Source organism: Collinsella aerofaciens, assembly GCF_040926405.1.
GTDB lineage: Bacteria > Actinomycetota > Coriobacteriia > Coriobacteriales > Coriobacteriaceae > Collinsella.
Genome location: NZ_JBCOIG010000001.1, coordinates 182,988 through 197,673 on the forward strand (window position 1 = coordinate 182,988; position 14,686 = coordinate 197,673).

Here is a 14,686-nt window from a genome sequence, read left to right on the forward strand (position 1 = left end):
CCCAGATAGAGGGCGCTTGTCCCCCGCGGCAACTCGCTATCACACAGGGGGCTGAAAAAGGCCAGCTCGCAACCCAGGTCCTCGAGCGCGCGCAGGTTCTCCTCGTAGTAGAACGAGAACGCCTCGTCACGCGCAACGGCGACGATGGGCCGCGCTCCCGCGATCGGCTCCAACCGGTAAGGTTCCTCGCAGATATCGGGTGCCGTCGCCGCTATTTCGAGCAAGCGGTCGACGTCGACGCTCTTTTCCACCAGCTCGGCCATCTTGTCGATGCGCGCGGAGAGCTGCTCGACCTCGTCGGCGGTCACAAGCCCCAGATGCCGGCTTTCGAGCGAGAACGCCTCGTCGGCGGGAATATTACCCAAAACCGCGACGCCCGTGTGCTTCTCGATCGCAGGCGCCGCGTAGGCGCAGGCAGCGGCGCTCGTCTTGTTCAGCACGACGCCGCGCACGTTCGCACAAGGCAGGAACTCGGCGATGCCGCGAATTACGGCGGCGAGCGATAAAGACGCCCCGCGCCCGTTCACCACTAAAACGACCGGCGTTTCCGTGTCGCGCGCAACCTGGTAGCTGCTCGCGTCGGCCACGCCGGGCGCCATTCCGTCGTAGAAGCCCATGACCCCCTCGAGCACCGCGACATCCGCGCCCGCGGCGCCGCGTGCGAGCAGGGCGCGCAGCGTCGGGGCGTCGGTGAAGAAGCCGTCTAAGTTGCCCGAGCGCGCGCCCACGACGCGACGATGAAAGAGCGGATCAATGTAGTCGGGGCCGCATTTGAAGGCCGCGCATGCAAGGCCGCGGCGCGCGAGCGCGCGCAGGAGCGCGCACGTAACGACCGTCTTGCCGCTCCCGCTCGAGGGCGCAGCGACCATGAAGCGCGGGATGGTCGTGCTCACCGGGCGCCGCCTTCCCCACCTGCACCACGCGCGCTGACGAGGAACACGGGGTTTTGCGCCTTCATAAGATGGTGCGAGCCTACAGCCTCGGCGCGGGCGGCCGACACCTGGCAAGCCTCGAACCCCTTAAAGCGCGAACTCGAGAGGAGCGCGCACGCCTCGGTGAGCGTCTCAACGGTGACGCATGGCACGCACAGGCGAACCTGCGAGTTCTTCTCGAGCGCCACCTCCACGATGGAGGGAAGCTCGCCCGCGCTCCCGCCGACGAACACGGCGTCGGGGACGGGCAGTATCGCGAGCGCTTCGGGGGCGACACCGGGGACCGCATGCACGTTGCCGCACCCGAATGCATCCGCGTTCTCTCGGATGAGCCGCACGCCGGCCGCGTTGCGCTCGACCGCCCATACCGACCCCGCTCGCGCGACGAGCGCCGCCTCGATCGACACGCTCCCCGTGCCGGCGCCGACGTCCCACACGGTGTCGGTCGCGGTAAGGCGCAGCTTCGCGAGCGCGACGGCGCGCACCTCCTGCTTGGTCATGGGAACGTCGCCGCGGATGAAGAGCTCGTCGGGAATGCCCGAGGAAGCGTACGGCCAGCGGGAACTCGCGGCGCGGGATGCGCCCGCAGAGTCCGCCGCGGAAGAAGCCGCCGCGGGCGCAGACACGCCGGCCGGCACCTCGGAGGCTGCGCTAGAGCCCGCAGGCGACCCGGCGCCGCCTGCGAAATCGATAAGCATCACGTTCAAGTCGTCGAACGTCTGACCTGTGATTTCACTTGCGGTCGCGCAGGTGATGCGCTCGTCGGGGTACGACAGGCGCTCGGCCACCGTCACGCACGCGTCCCCGAAGCCCGCCTGCACAAGCTCGCCCGAAAGCCGCGAGGGATCTTCCCCGCCCGACGTGACGAGGAAGAGCTCACCTGCGCGCTCGGCCTCGGCCACGATGTCGCACGCCACGCCGTGAGCGCTCGCGAAGCGCCAATCCTGCCATGGACGCGCGAGGCGCGCGGCGAGATACGACGCTGAGCTTATGCCGGGAATGACGCGCACGTCCACCTGCGCGTCGCCGGAGAGCGCCTCCACCAGGCGGCGCGCGCCGCTGAACAGCCCCACATCGCCCGTCATCACGACCACGGCGCGCTGCCACGACGCCGCATCGGTGAGCGCGGCGACGATGTCCGCCGTCTTCACGAGCTCGCATCTCACCACGTCGGGCGGCACGTCGATGCCGGCAAGCGCGCGATGAGCGCCGATGACCACGTCGGCGATGTCGATCGCGTCGAGCGCCGCGCGCGAGAGCAAGTCGGGGTTTCCGGGCCCCGCCCCGATGATCGTTACCTTTCGCATGGAATCTCCCGATACCCGCGCGGCGTGACCATACGGCCGCCTACGAGCTTCGTGTCCGCGTTGCCGACGAACACGGTGGTGAACATGTCGGCGTCGATCTCCCCCAGCTCGGAGAGCCTGCACATGCCCGACTGCTGCCCCTCGCGCCCGATGTTGCGTACCCAGCCGCAGAGCGTGTCGGGGGCCTTCCATTCAAGCATAATCTTCACCGCGCGCGAGAGCCTGTCGGCGCGCTTTCTGCTGCGCGGGTTGTACAAACAGATGCAGAAGTCGGCGCTCGCGACGGCGGCGAGCCTGCGCTCGATGATCTCCCACGGCGTGAGCAGGTCAGAGAGCGACACGACCGCAAAGTCGTGGGCAAGCGGGGCGCCGAGCACCGCCGACCCGCTCTGAGCCGCGGTGGCCCCGGCGATAACTTCCACGTCTACATCGGGGTAGTCCTCCGCAAGATCCAACACGGGGCTCGCCATGCCGTACACGCCCGCGTCACCGCTGCACACGAGCGCCACGGCTTCTCCGCTCTGCGCGCGCGAAAGCGCCAGGCGGCACCGTTCGACCTCGTGCATCATCGGCGTCGCGAGATGCGCCGCGTCGGGCACGGCGGCGAGCGCGAGCTCCACGTATTTCGTGTACCCCACAACGATGTCGGCCGCCTCGAGCGCGCGCCGAGCCGCAATCGTCATGCCGTCGGGGCCGCCTGGGCCGATCCCCACCACGAAGAGCTTTCCCATCACCGCTCCTTAAACGAAAGTTTGATAGTTACCTTGGAAAACGCGACGGTCACGCCGCCGTGAGCGAGCTTCGGGAAGATAAGCTTGCCCCCGTCCGCGAGCGCCGCGCGCTCGCACACGTTGTCGACTCCCACCGTCGCGCGCACGAAATCAGATGGCGAAACGCTGCCTTCGACCTGCGACAACTCCTCTGCGGAATACGTCGCAAGCGGGATATTGCGCGCGCGGCAGAAGGCGAGCAGACCCTCCTCGTGCGCCTTCACGTCGATCGTCGCCGCCTCGCGCACGGCCGAAGGCGAGATGCCCGCCTGCCCGCACGCGAGAAGAAACGCCTCCCCGATCGCTTCGGCGCACGCACCGCGACGGCACCCTATGCCCGCAACGATGCAGGGCACGACAAGGCGAAGCGGCTCGGGCGCAGGCGCCTGCGCCCGCACGCCCGCCGGCTTCCCCGTCTCACCGGCGGGCACGACCTCGCCCGTTGTCTCCGCCGCGCGAACGGACGCACCTGCATTCGCGCCAGCAAACGGCGACACGACGATATCGGCACGAGTGCGGTCGGACGCAATGTCAACCCCCTCAGGCGGCTGTCCCGAAATCGGTATGTCGGAATAGAGCGCCACGCGCCCGCCCGAAAGCAGCCGCGCCGACACTCGCTTGATGGCCTCGGGATTCGAAACGGCGAGCCCCGCACAGCGCGCCCACGTATCCACCGCCCACACGCCGCGGACGTCGGTCGCCGTAGTGATGACGGGGATGGCCCCTGCCGCGCGTGCCACAGTTTGCGCAAGCTCGTTCGCACCGCCCAAATGCCCCGACAAAAGCGGGACGGCAAAGCGCCCCGCCTCGTCGATCACCACAACCGCGGAATCGGTTGCCTTCGAGGCGACATGCGGCGCGATCGCCCGCACGGCGATGCCCGCCGCGCCCACGAACAGAAGCGCGTCCGACGCTTCCCACGCGAGCGCCGTCCATGCGCGCAGGTCGGCCTTCCCCTCGCCGAACCCGCGCGAAACGGAAACGTCCCAGCCAGGGTCATCTTCACCTGTCTGCGCGCAATCGGAAAGCGCGCGTGCGGTGCGCTCCGCCAACGCATACCCCCTCTCAGTGAACGCTATGCAGGAAACCCTCATCTAGCGCACCACCATCGTCGAGAAGTAGCTGCCCCGATCGGGCACATCATCGAGCGAGCGGTACACATGCTCGCCCGGAAGCCCACAGTCCTCTACGAGCTCGGCACCGTCGAAGGCGCCCTCCTCGCGAAGGATGCGCTTCGTGTCCGCAAGCGAGCGGCGCGCCTTCATGACCACTTTCGTCCCCGGCCAGCCGATTGCGCGGCGCACGCCGTACAGCACGCCTTTACTCATACGTCGCCCCCAATTCCCCGATGACTGCATCGGCGCCCGACGTGCGGAAAAGCTCGCGGCGCTCGGCGTCGAACACGACCGCGGCGATGTCGCATGCGCCCGCCGCGCGGCGGCGCAACCTGTCCTCGATTGCCGCAGCGAGCGAGGCGCGCGCAGCGTCCCCCACGCCGGCAGCCTCGATTACCTCGAGCGCCGCCGTGGTCGTGACCGACGACATGATCTCACGCACGGTCTTCGCGCCCGCGCCGGCCAAGGCCGCGTGGGCGGCCAGAATCTCCGCGCGGCAGTCAGCGGTACGCGAATGGGTGTCCATGATGCCGCCAGCGACCTTCACCAGCTTGCCGATGTGTCCCACAAGAAGGACATTGGTGAATCCCTCGCGAACGCAGCAATCAATCGCATCGCCCACGAAGTTGGAGATGAAGACCACCGGCGCACCGTTTAGGTGGAAATGCTCCGAGATGAACTGCCCGCCGTAGTTGCCGGGCGTGAGCACGACTCCGCGCCGCCCCATAGCCGCATGCTGCCGGATCTCGAGCTCGATGCTGTCGCGCAAGGCAGCGAGGCTGCGCGGTTCGACGATGCCCGTCGTGCCCAGGATAGAGATGCCGTCCTTTATCCCCAGGTGCGGGTTGAAGGTCTTTTCGGCAAGGGCAACGCCCTCGGGTACCGAAATCGTCACAGCAATATCTCCAGAAAAGCCGTGCACGGCGCACACCTCGCGCACCGCCGAAGTGATCATCGCGCGCGGCGTCGCGTTGATGGCGGCCGCCCCCACCGGCTGCTCGAGCCCGGGCAACGTCACGCGCCCCACGCCCACGCCGCCATCGACGGAAACTTCCGATTCGCGCGTGGGCACGCCCTTGCTGCCCGCAGCGCCCGTGCCCGACACCGCATGTTCCACGCGCGCGTACACGAGCACGCCGTCGGTCACATCGGCATCGTCGCCTGCGTCCTTTCGAACGGCGCACTGGGCGCACCTCTCGCCGATGCATGCGTCGACCACGTTCGCCTCGACGGGCAGCCCGCCGGGGGTGACGATCGACACGAGGCCGACGGGCTTTCGTGACAAAAGCATCTCGCAGGCCGCCTTCGCCGCGAGCGCGGCGCAGCTCCCCGTGGTGTAGCCGCAGCGCAGGCGGGTCGTCCCGGTATATATGTAGTGCTCGAAGGCCACGCTAGCTGCTCGCCTTCCGATACCCCGTGGCAAACGAAGGGTCGTAAAGCTTGCTGCGCTCGTACGACTCTGCTTGCGCGCCGTTGTGCGAAAACCCGCCGCGAGCTCCGAGCACGCGGCCCACCACCACGAGCGCCGTGCGGTCGATGCCCTCTCGCGCGCCCGCATCGGCGAGCGTGCCCACTGTGCATCGCACCACGCGCTCCTCAGGCCAGGTCGCCTTGTACACGAGCGCGGCCGGCTCGTCGGAGCTGCGGCCCGCGGCCAAAAGCTCGGCGGAAAGCTCGGCGAGCATACCCGAGCTCAGGAAGATGACCATAGTCGAGCCACTTTCCGCCATGGTGCGCATGCCCTCGCCCGCGGGCATGGGGGTACGTCCGGAAAGCCGCGTGATCACGACCGACTGGCTGATTCCCGGCAGCGTGTATTCCTGGCGAAGCGCCGCCGCGGCACCGCAAAAGCTCGACACGCCGGGCACCACCTCGTAGTCCACGCCGCGCGCGTCGAGTGCGTCCATCTGCTCCTGGATGGCGCCGTACAGGCACGGGTCGCCCGTGTGCAGGCGCACCACTTCCTCGCCCCGCGCATCCGCCGCGCACATCACGTCGAGCACTTCCTCCAAGGTCATGTGCGCGCTGTCGTAGACGATGCAGGATTCCTTGCACTCAGCGAGCAGCTCGGGGTTCACAAGGCTTCCCGTCCAAACGACCACGTCGGCCGCGCGCAGAAGGCGCGCCCCGCGCAGCGTGATAAGGTCGGCGGCGCCCGAGCCTGCGCCAACGATATGAATCATCCGAGCCTTCCCTTCCCGTTTCTCATCGCAACCGTTTACGCCGCCCTTCGCGCAGCGGGCAAAACACGGCGTCTGCGGCGGCAATCGGCGCAAATACGCAGGCAGGAGGCGCAATGCCGCCCGCCCTGGCTTTGACACGTTCACAAGTGCCCACTATCATAGTAAAAGTTTCGGCAACGAGCATATGACAATCGGATAAAAGGAAATGACCGGCGCGGCGCCCGCACAGCCTGCGCTGGCTTGCGGAGGGAACCAGGTGGGAATCCTGGGCAAGGGACATTACTGTATAGGACGCGCGGGCGAACCGCCTCGCGCCCCAAGCCAGACTGCTTCGCCTTTTCCTCACGGCATCGCCGTGGCGTTAGCTCCTTGTGAACCCCGAGGGGTGCGCTTTTCTTTCGCTTGTGCCGACAAGCAACTGTCGCCGGGGGACCGGCAAACCGAGGAAAGGAAAAACCATGTCCGACCAGATGTCACGCCGCGGCTTCATGGGCGCCGCAGCAACCGGAGCCTTCGCGCTCGCCGGAGTCGCGCTCGCGGGCTGCTCCAACACCTCCGCGAGTTCCGAGAAATCGAGTGAAAAGGAGAAGGCCGTGAAGCCGGTCATCCTCGTCACGAGCTTCGGCACGAGCTACAACGACTCGCGCCACATCACCATCGGCGCCATCGAAGACGCTATCCGCGAGAAGTACTGGCAGGACTACGACATCCGCCGCGCCTTCACCGCGCAGATCATCATCGACAAGCTGAAGAAGCGCGACGGCATCACGATCGACAACATGACCGAGGCGCTCGACCGCTGCGTGGAAGACGGCGTGAAGGAAATCGTCGTGCAGCCGACGCATCTCATGGGTGGCCTGGAATACACCGACGTGAAAGACGAGCTCGACAAGTACGCCGACAAGTTCGACAAAATCTCGCTCGGCGACCCGCTGCTCACCTCCGACGACGACTACAAGAAGGTGGCCGCAGCCATTAAGGAGAACATGGCGTCCTTCGACGACGGCAAGACGGCGCTGTGCCTCATGGGCCACGGCACCGAAGCCGATTCCAACGCCGACTATGCCAAGATGCAGGAAGTGTTTAAGAACGAGGGCTTGACGCAGTTCTTCGTCGGCACCGTCGAGGCTGAACCGACCTGCGAGGATGTTATCGCCGCCGCGAGCGCCGCAGGCTACAAGAAGGCCGTGCTCGCGCCGTTCATGGTGGTCGCGGGCGACCACGCGAACAACGACATGGCAGACGAGACCGACCCCGACAGCTGGGCTGCGAAGTTCGTGGCCGCCGGCTTCGAAGTAACGTGCCTGCTCCAGGGTCTGGGACAGAACGTCGCGGTCGACGACATCTACGTCTCGCACGTGGACGACGCCATCGCCAAGCTGTAAACTCGCCGCGCACGGGGGCGCCGGTCGCGTCCCCGTGCAACGGGCATGCGCCTTCCCCGACCGACGGCGCATGCCCGTTGCATTCGCATCCCGCCCGCCCACCGCACGGCGCAGGCGGTCGAAGCGATTGAAAGGAACCCCCTCCATGTTGAAGAAAACCCTCGCCTTCGCCCTGTCGGCGGCGCTTTTCGCGTTCTCGCTCGCCGGCTGCGCCGGAAATTCAAGCGACAGCGCAAAGGCAAGCGATGCCGATTCCCAGGAAAAGACCGAACAGGCGGCCGATGCGCCCGAGGGCGCAAGCTCTGCCCCCATCACCGCCGACAAGGTGGCCGACGGCACCTATCCGATCACCGTAGATTCCAGCTCGAGCATGTTCAGGATTGTGGACGCCCAGCTCATCGTGGAAAACGGCTCCATGCACTGCGTGATGACGCTTTCCGGCACGGGCTACGGCAAGCTCTTCATGGGCACGGGCGACGAGGCTGCCGCCGCGAGCGAGGCCGACTTCATCCCCTATGTGGAAAACGCGGAAGGCAAGTACACCTACGACGTGCCCGTTGATGCGCTCGACGAGGACACCGCCTGCGCCGCGTGGAGCATTAAAAGGGAGCGGTGGTACGACCGCACGCTCGTATTCGAATCCGCCGGCGTCGATCTGCGCGCCGACGCACTGAAGTAACGCCATGCGGTCGATTCTTCCCAAGGGGGAAAACAGGAAGCGCCACAGCATCACGGCGCGCGCGATCGCCTGCGTACTCGTCGCCCTGCTCGCGCTTCCTTTCGCGGGGTGCAGTGCGAGCCCGAACGCGACCGGTGGCACGGCAGGCTCTCAGGAATACACTGTGAGCGTCTCGCTCTCCGGCGGGTCAGGGCGCGCAAGCATCGCCTCACCCACCACAATTGTGAAGGATGGCGACACCTACACCGCGACCATCACCTGGTCGAGTTCGAACTACGACAAGATGACCGTCGACGGCGTAGACTACGCGCCCGTAAACGACGGCGGCAACTCCACGTTCGAGATACCCGTCACGCTCGACGAGGACATCGCCGTGTCGGCCGAGACCGTTGCCATGTCGACGCCGCACACCATCGACTACACGATCCACTTCGACTCATCCACCATGAAGAAGAAAACGGGCGACGATGCAAGCGGCGACTCCCCTGCGGGAACGGCTTCAAGCGCCGCGGCCGACTTCCACAACGCCGATTTGGGCTGCGGCTGGGAGCCGACGGGGACGCTTCAGCTAGAATACGCCAAGCACTTCACTGTCGACGAGTTCGAAGGCGGCTTGCGGCTTATCTGCGTTTCGAACGGGGAGCGCTTCCTCGTGGTGCCGCAGGATGCGAAGGTACCTGATGGGTTGAGCTCCGACATCGCGGTCATAAGGCGCCCCGCCGACAAGGTGTACCTCGTGTCGTCGGCGACGATGTGCCTGGTCGACGCGCTCGATGCGAACGACAATATCATCATGTCGGGCACGAAGGCCGACGATTGCTCGGTCGGGGGCTTCAAAAGCGCGCTCGAAAGTGGGGCGATCGCCTACGGCGGCAAGTACAGTGCGCCCGACTACGAGCGAATATCGACCTCGGGCTGCACGCTCGCCATCGAGAACACCATGATCAACCACACGCCCGATGTGAAGGAAAAGCTGCAGAAGCTCGGGCTCGTCGTGCTCACCGAACAGTCGTCGAGCGAGCCCGAAGCACTCGGGCGCGTCGAGTGGATTAAGCTTTTCGGCGTCCTGTTCGACAAGGAAGACGAGGCCGCGCACCTGTTCAACGAGCAGAAGGCCCGCGTCGAGCAAACGTCGAGGCTCGCGTCGTCAGGTAAAACCGTGGCGTATTTCTACATTAACTCGAACGGGGCCGCCGTCACACGGCGGGCGGGCGACTACGTGGCGCAGATGATCGAACTTGCAGTCGGCAGCTACGCGCTCGATGACGCGCAGACGGCGTCGACGTCAGGTTCGTCAGTAACGCTCGAAATGGAGCGCTTCTACGCGACGGCGAAGGATGCCGACATCATCGTCTACAACGGCACCATCGACGAATCGGTTGCCACCTTGAAAGACTTCGTAGGCAAAAACGCGCTATTGTCGCAGTTCAAAGCTGTAAAGAACGGCAACGTCTGGGTCACAAGCGCCGACATGTACCAGCAGATGACTTCTACCGCCGACATTATCGACGAGCTGCACGGGGCGTTCACCGGCGATGACGCGAGCGACTTCCATTATCTGAGGAAGCTTGGCTAGCGTCATGAGAAGCCGGCTTTCCATGACATACGACGAATCGGGGCGCGCCGCGCGGTGTCGCGTCGTGACGGCGCTGCTCGCTGTTGTCCTCATCGTGCTCGTCGGGGCCAACCTGTGCATCGGGAGCGTGCTCGTGCCCGCAGACCACATCCCCGGCATCCTTTCGGGCGGCGCGGCCAATTCCATGGACAGCCAAGTCATCTGGGAGATTCGCCTGCCGCGCGTGCTTTCAGCCGTGCTTCTCGGCGGGGCACTTTCGCTCTCCGGGTTCCTGCTGCAGACGTTTTTCAACAACCCCATCGCCGACCCGTTCATCTTGGGCGTCTCCTCGGGCGCAAAGTTCGTCGTCGCGCTTACGATGATCGTGCTTCTGGGCGCGAACCAGGCCATGTCCTCGCCGGCCATGGTGGCCGCAGCGTTTCTGGGATCGCTTATCACCATCGGCTTCGTGCTCCTCATCGCACGGCGCATAAGTTCCATGGCCATGCTCATCGTGGCGGGCGTCATGGTGGGATACATCTGCTCGGCGGCGACGAACTTTCTCATTGCCTTCGCCGACGACCAGTCCATCGTGAACCTGCACAACTGGTCTTTGGGTAGCTTCTCGGGTTCGAGCTGGGACGACATCGCGGTCATCGCGGTCGTGGTGATCACCGTGAGCGCATGCGTATTCGCGATATCGAAGCCCCTTTCCGCCTTCCAGCTGGGAGAAGCCTACGCGAAAAGCGTCGGCGTGAACGTCGCACGCTTCCGCGTGGTGCTCGTCCTTCTAGCGAGCATGCTCTCCGCCTGCGTGACCGCGTTCGCTGGTCCGGTGTCGTTCGTAGGCATCGCGGTTCCGCATCTCGTGAAGTCGGCGCTGAAGTCGTCGAAGCCCATCCGCGTGATTCCTGCGTGCTTCTTGGGAGGCGCCATCTTCTGCGCGGGTTGCGATTTGATCGCGCGCACGCTGTTCTCTCCCGTCGAGCTTTCCATCAGCGCCGTCACTGCCATCTTCGGCGCGCCGGTGGTTATCGCGCTCATGCTGAAGAAGCGGGTGAGGTAGATGGGGGAATTCGTGCCGCGGCCCAAAACGCTCGGAGGGGACATTCCATGCTTAGACAGTCCTGAGCTCGCACGAAAGCGCCAGAAGACACTTTCGGCTCGTGCGGAACTGCGTGCGGAACGCCTCCTTCGAGCGGAGTCGAACCTCGAAACCCCGGTCGAAACGCAGGCTGACGGAGCGCCGCTTTTCCGCATAAGCGACCTGTCGGCGGGCTACGACAAGAAGGTCGTAGTCGAAGGCGTCGATCTGGAGGTTCGCGCGGGCGACGTCGTGGCGCTCATCGGGCCGAACGGCTCGGGCAAGTCGACCATCTTGAAAACCATCACACGTCATCTGGCACCGCTTGCCGGCGCGGTCGAGCTCGACGGGCGGGAGATTTCCCGATGGAAGACGGCGGAGTTCGCAAGGAACCTTGCCGTTATGCTGACAGATCGCCCCCGGACCGAGCTCCTCACCTGCCGCGATATCGTAGAGGCGGGAAGGCATCCCTACACCGGGCGAATGGGCACACTCTCGCCCGACGACCATAGTCGGGTCGACGAGGCCATGAAAACCGCACATGTGGAAGAGCTCGCCGAGCGCGACTTCATGCAGATAAGCGACGGGCAACGCCAGCGCGTCATGCTCGCACGCGCCATCGCGCAGGATCCGCGCGTGCTCGTGCTCGACGAGCCCACGTCGTATCTCGATATCCGCTACCAGATCGACCTGCTGCGAATACTTCGCCACCTTGCGAAATCGCGGAATGTGGCTATCATCATGTCCATCCACGAACTCGAGCTCGCGCAGAAAAGCGCCGACAAGGTGATTTGCGTGAAGGACGGCCGGGTCTTCCGCGCCGGCGCACCCGAGGACATATTCACGCGCGAGACGATTGGCGAGCTCTACGGCCTTAAACATGGCACCTTCAACGAGCGCTTCGGCAGCGTGGAAATTGGGCGCCCACACGGCGATGCGCACACGTTCGTCATCGCTGGCGCAGGTACGGGGTCGGCTGTGTTTCGCCAGCTCATCCGACAGGGCAAGGCGTTCTACGCGGGCGTTCTGCACGAAGGGGACATCGACTGCGAGCTCGCGCGCGACCTGGCGACGGAATGCGTGGCCGAGCGCGCCTTCGAGCCGATCGGGGATAAAACCATAGCCCGCGCCAAAGAGCTCCTCGTCCACTGCGCGCGCCTTATCGTGTGCCCCTCCGCCTTCGGCACCATAAACGCCCGCAACGCAGAGCTCGTCGAGTTCGCACGCTCGCATGGTGTCGAGGTCATGCGAGTATGCGAAGGCGCATCGGAGGATTCCCATTTGGAGTGGGAAGAATAAACTGGACTTTCTTTTAAGGATCCTCAGGCTACAGCTCCTACACCGGCGAGGTCTCCAAGGCGCCGGAGAACCTCGTGAACAGGGATTTCCACGCCGACGAGCCCAACTAGGCCTAATCCAAGCGAGATTCCAGACTCGACAGACCATTGAGAGTCAGATCGTTGGCGACCTCAGAGACGCGCTCGATAGGAACCGAGCCGTCAGACAGTGCCCACGTGCGATAGATACCGATAATACCCGACAGCAAAAACGCCAGATAGTAGTCGAACATCTCGTCCTTGAGACCTTGGGGCAGCAGATCGCGCTCGGCAATCTCATGTTCGAGCGGCGCACGAAGACGAGCCATGAAATCATCGAGCGGAATATTCTCGATCAGCTGACGATTGAGCACTAAGTTGTTGCACAGTGCCTCATTAACGGTTTTAAAGAAGGTCGCCGCCGCGCCAAGAGCGCGCTCGCTGGTGTCACCGTCCATAGAAGCAAGCGTTTTCTCGACCGAGTCGACAATCATCTCCACCACATCGACGGCAATGGCATCGAGCAGGCCGTCAACCGTACCAAAGTGAACGTAAAAGGTCTTGCGGTCGACATTGGCCTCGCGCGCGATGGCACTCACCGTAATGTCTGCCAGCGGCTTTTCCATGAGCAGGCGCTCGAAAGCCGAAAGGATGGCATTACGGCTGCGAATGATGCGACGATCAAGACGCGGTTTGCTGGTTGCCATGGGCGTGTCCCTTCGATATGCAAGCATTCATCAACAGATGAGAGATAATCTACGTAAGAGGATTATCCCCCATACAGCACAAATATGCCCCGCATCATGAAGAACGCACGACTGCCCTACTGCGACTTGGGATGCTTCTTCTTATTGAGTGCCGACGGAGATACGCGAATACCATCGCCTGTCTGGCGCACATAGGCTTTATGAGCCGGCTTAGCGGTCCCAGAAGCCTTCTGAGCGCGCTTCTTGGGATCAACGGTAACAGCATTCGTGGGGTGCGGCATAGTGGGCGCAGAGGGCGTCTGAGGCGTGCGGCCGAGCTTGCGCATCACACGATCCCAGCGCGCATGGATGCTCTCGTTGTGGGCGCTCTTAAGTCCCAGCAGGGGCGCAGCCAAAATGGTCGGCGCAATAAACGTAATGAGGCGCCACAGCAGATAGCCGGCGGTCGAAGCCGACCCAAAGAAATGACCCAAGAACAATGCAAAGCCGCCCTCAGCGCCACCAGTTCCACCGGGCAGGGGGACCGCAGAGCTCAGCAGCTGGACAAAGGCGCTCGCGGCCATGACCGAGAAAAAGTCGACCTCGTGGTGGCCAAAGGCAAGCATCAGGAAATACGGCACCAGATAGAAAAACGCGAGTTGCAGCATGGTGATGACCACCGTGAGCAGCATGGAAGAAAAATGTCCGGCTGAAAGCTTGAACTTCTCGGAGAAGGAGTAGATCTCGCCATCGACAAACGTGCGCCATCCCTCGATCTTAGTGGCCGAGACACCAATGCGCTCAAGCCAATTGATGATGCAATGGGCGACGCGCGTGACGGTCTTAGGCATGAGCGCGACGGCGAAGATGCCCAGCAAGATGCAGCAGTGCCCACCAAAGCTAAAGACGCACAGCAACGTCATGTCGCCATAGCGCTCGGCAAAAAACGGCATGCGAGCAAGCAGTAGGATAGCGCCCCAGGCAACGAGGCCAAACTGGTACACGATAAAACGCGTGAATTGCGTGGCGCCGGCCTCGCCCACGTTTTGGCCGGCCTTGGTCAGGCGATAGATTTGAGCCGGGGTGGAGCCCATCATCATGGGCGTCAGGTTACCAAAGAAGATGCCACTCGCCTCGACCGAGATCAGGTCGCGGATGCCGACGGGCGAATTGGGATCGAGCCAGACGGCGATCGCATAGGCCACAATGCCAAAGAACAGGTACATGAACATGCAAAGACACGCGACAACGAGCCATGACGCCTGGACGCTCGACATAGCGGCCCAGAACTGCCCCATCTGCCCGGTTACCACCAGATAGACGATATAACCTACCAGCACGACGCCGATAAAGATGGCGCCGCGGCGTGCGCTCTTATTGTCATCTCCGCCCGAGGCCTCAACCTCGACCTGGGGCTTAGACGTATGCTGAGAGGACTCCGTCATGAGACTCCTTCTAACAGTCAAAATATCTTGGATATTGTACCCGTAAGGGCCATAGGCAGAACGCAAAGCTCTGGTTCAAACGGGAATTGCAGACGGTTGTTTGAAAATAAAAAAAACCCGGCCTTCCATAGGAAGTCCGGATATCAGATGCGTGGTAGCCCGTACCAGATTCGAACTGGTGATCTCCGCCTTGAGAGGGCGGCGTCCTAAACCGCTAGACGAACGGGCC

The 14,686-nt window shown here is 63.9% G+C and carries 14 protein-coding genes and 1 tRNA gene; 5 read left to right on the forward strand and 10 right to left on the reverse strand.

The features are described from left to right. The 7 genes from AB5758_RS00865 to cobM form a co-directional block, all read right to left on the reverse strand. Positions 1 to 893, reverse strand: an 893-nt coding sequence (locus AB5758_RS00865) for a cobyrinic acid a,c-diamide synthase CobB (protein ID WP_368155320.1), incomplete at its 3' end; no start/stop codon positions are given. Next, the gene (gene cbiE, locus AB5758_RS00870) at positions 890 to 2,239 is read right to left on the reverse strand and encodes a precorrin-6y C5,15-methyltransferase (decarboxylating) subunit CbiE (RefSeq protein ID WP_138340783.1); all 1,350 of its coding nucleotides are present in this window, start codon (positions 2,237 to 2,239) and stop codon (positions 890 to 892) included. The genes AB5758_RS00865 and cbiE, both read right to left, overlap by 4 nt. Next, the gene (gene cobJ, locus AB5758_RS00875; protein WP_138340781.1) at positions 2,227 to 2,970 is read right to left on the reverse strand and encodes a precorrin-3B C(17)-methyltransferase; all 744 of its coding nucleotides are present in this window, start codon (positions 2,968 to 2,970) and stop codon (positions 2,227 to 2,229) included. The genes cbiE and cobJ overlap by 13 nt, the downstream gene beginning before the upstream one ends. Then, positions 2,970 to 4,061, reverse strand: a complete 1,092-nt coding sequence (locus AB5758_RS00880) for a cobalt-precorrin 5A hydrolase (protein WP_368155321.1) — start codon at positions 4,059 to 4,061, stop codon at positions 2,970 to 2,972. The genes cobJ and AB5758_RS00880 overlap by 1 nt, the downstream gene beginning before the upstream one ends. Before the next feature lie 42 nt (positions 4,062 to 4,103). Beyond that, positions 4,104 to 4,337 carry an SAM-dependent methyltransferase gene (locus AB5758_RS00885; RefSeq protein ID WP_271759429.1) on the reverse strand — a complete coding sequence of 78 codons (234 nt, stop codon included), beginning with the start codon at positions 4,335 to 4,337 and terminating at the stop codon, positions 4,104 to 4,106. Continuing rightward, complete coding sequence (gene cbiD / locus AB5758_RS00890) at positions 4,330 to 5,514, reverse strand: cobalt-precorrin-5B (C(1))-methyltransferase CbiD (protein ID WP_368141558.1); 1,185 nt, start codon at positions 5,512 to 5,514, stop codon at positions 4,330 to 4,332. Before cbiD ends, AB5758_RS00885 begins: the two co-directional genes overlap by 8 nt. A gap of 1 nt (position 5,515) precedes the next feature. Continuing rightward, positions 5,516 to 6,307, reverse strand: coding sequence for a precorrin-4 C(11)-methyltransferase (cobM, locus tag AB5758_RS00895; protein WP_368141551.1), 792 nt, complete (start codon positions 6,305 to 6,307; stop codon positions 5,516 to 5,518). Positions 6,308 to 6,765: 458 nt separating this feature from the next. On the opposite strand from cobM, the gene AB5758_RS00900 reads away from it, so the two are divergent. The 5 genes from AB5758_RS00900 to AB5758_RS00920 all read left to right on the forward strand — a co-directional run bounded on the left by AB5758_RS00900 (position 6,766) and on the right by AB5758_RS00920 (position 12,309). Next, positions 6,766 to 7,692 carry a sirohydrochlorin cobaltochelatase gene (locus AB5758_RS00900; RefSeq protein WP_195919596.1) on the forward strand — a complete coding sequence of 309 codons (927 nt, stop codon included), beginning with the start codon at positions 6,766 to 6,768 and terminating at the stop codon, positions 7,690 to 7,692. Positions 7,693 to 7,837: 145 nt separating this feature from the next. Then, entirely contained in the window at positions 7,838 to 8,371 is a 534-nt protein-coding gene (locus AB5758_RS00905) for a hypothetical protein (protein ID WP_368141549.1), read from the forward strand. Between the two features lie 4 nt (positions 8,372 to 8,375). Next, entirely contained in the window at positions 8,376 to 9,947 is a 1,572-nt protein-coding gene (locus tag AB5758_RS00910) for an ABC transporter substrate-binding protein (protein WP_368141548.1), read from the forward strand. Between the two features lie 22 nt (positions 9,948 to 9,969). After that, on the forward strand, positions 9,970 to 10,992 hold the full coding sequence (locus AB5758_RS00915) for a FecCD family ABC transporter permease (RefSeq protein WP_368141547.1): 1,023 nt from the start codon (positions 9,970 to 9,972) through the stop codon (positions 10,990 to 10,992). Beyond that, positions 10,993 to 12,309, forward strand: a complete 1,317-nt coding sequence (locus tag AB5758_RS00920) for an ABC transporter ATP-binding protein (protein WP_368141546.1) — start codon at positions 10,993 to 10,995, stop codon at positions 12,307 to 12,309. A 112-nt stretch (positions 12,310 to 12,421) separates the two neighbouring features. Here the strand turns inward: AB5758_RS00920 and AB5758_RS00925 are convergent, their stop codons facing one another. From AB5758_RS00925 to AB5758_RS00935, 3 genes are all read right to left on the reverse strand, one after another. Beyond that, complete coding sequence (locus tag AB5758_RS00925; protein ID WP_055286458.1) at positions 12,422 to 13,033, reverse strand: TetR/AcrR family transcriptional regulator; 612 nt, start codon at positions 13,031 to 13,033, stop codon at positions 12,422 to 12,424. A 116-nt stretch (positions 13,034 to 13,149) separates the two neighbouring features. After that, positions 13,150 to 14,457 carry a lysylphosphatidylglycerol synthase transmembrane domain-containing protein gene (locus AB5758_RS00930; protein WP_055309486.1) on the reverse strand — a complete coding sequence of 436 codons (1,308 nt, stop codon included), beginning with the start codon at positions 14,455 to 14,457 and terminating at the stop codon, positions 13,150 to 13,152. Positions 14,458 to 14,609: 152 nt separating this feature from the next. Continuing rightward, a tRNA-Glu gene (locus AB5758_RS00935) sits at positions 14,610 to 14,686 on the reverse strand.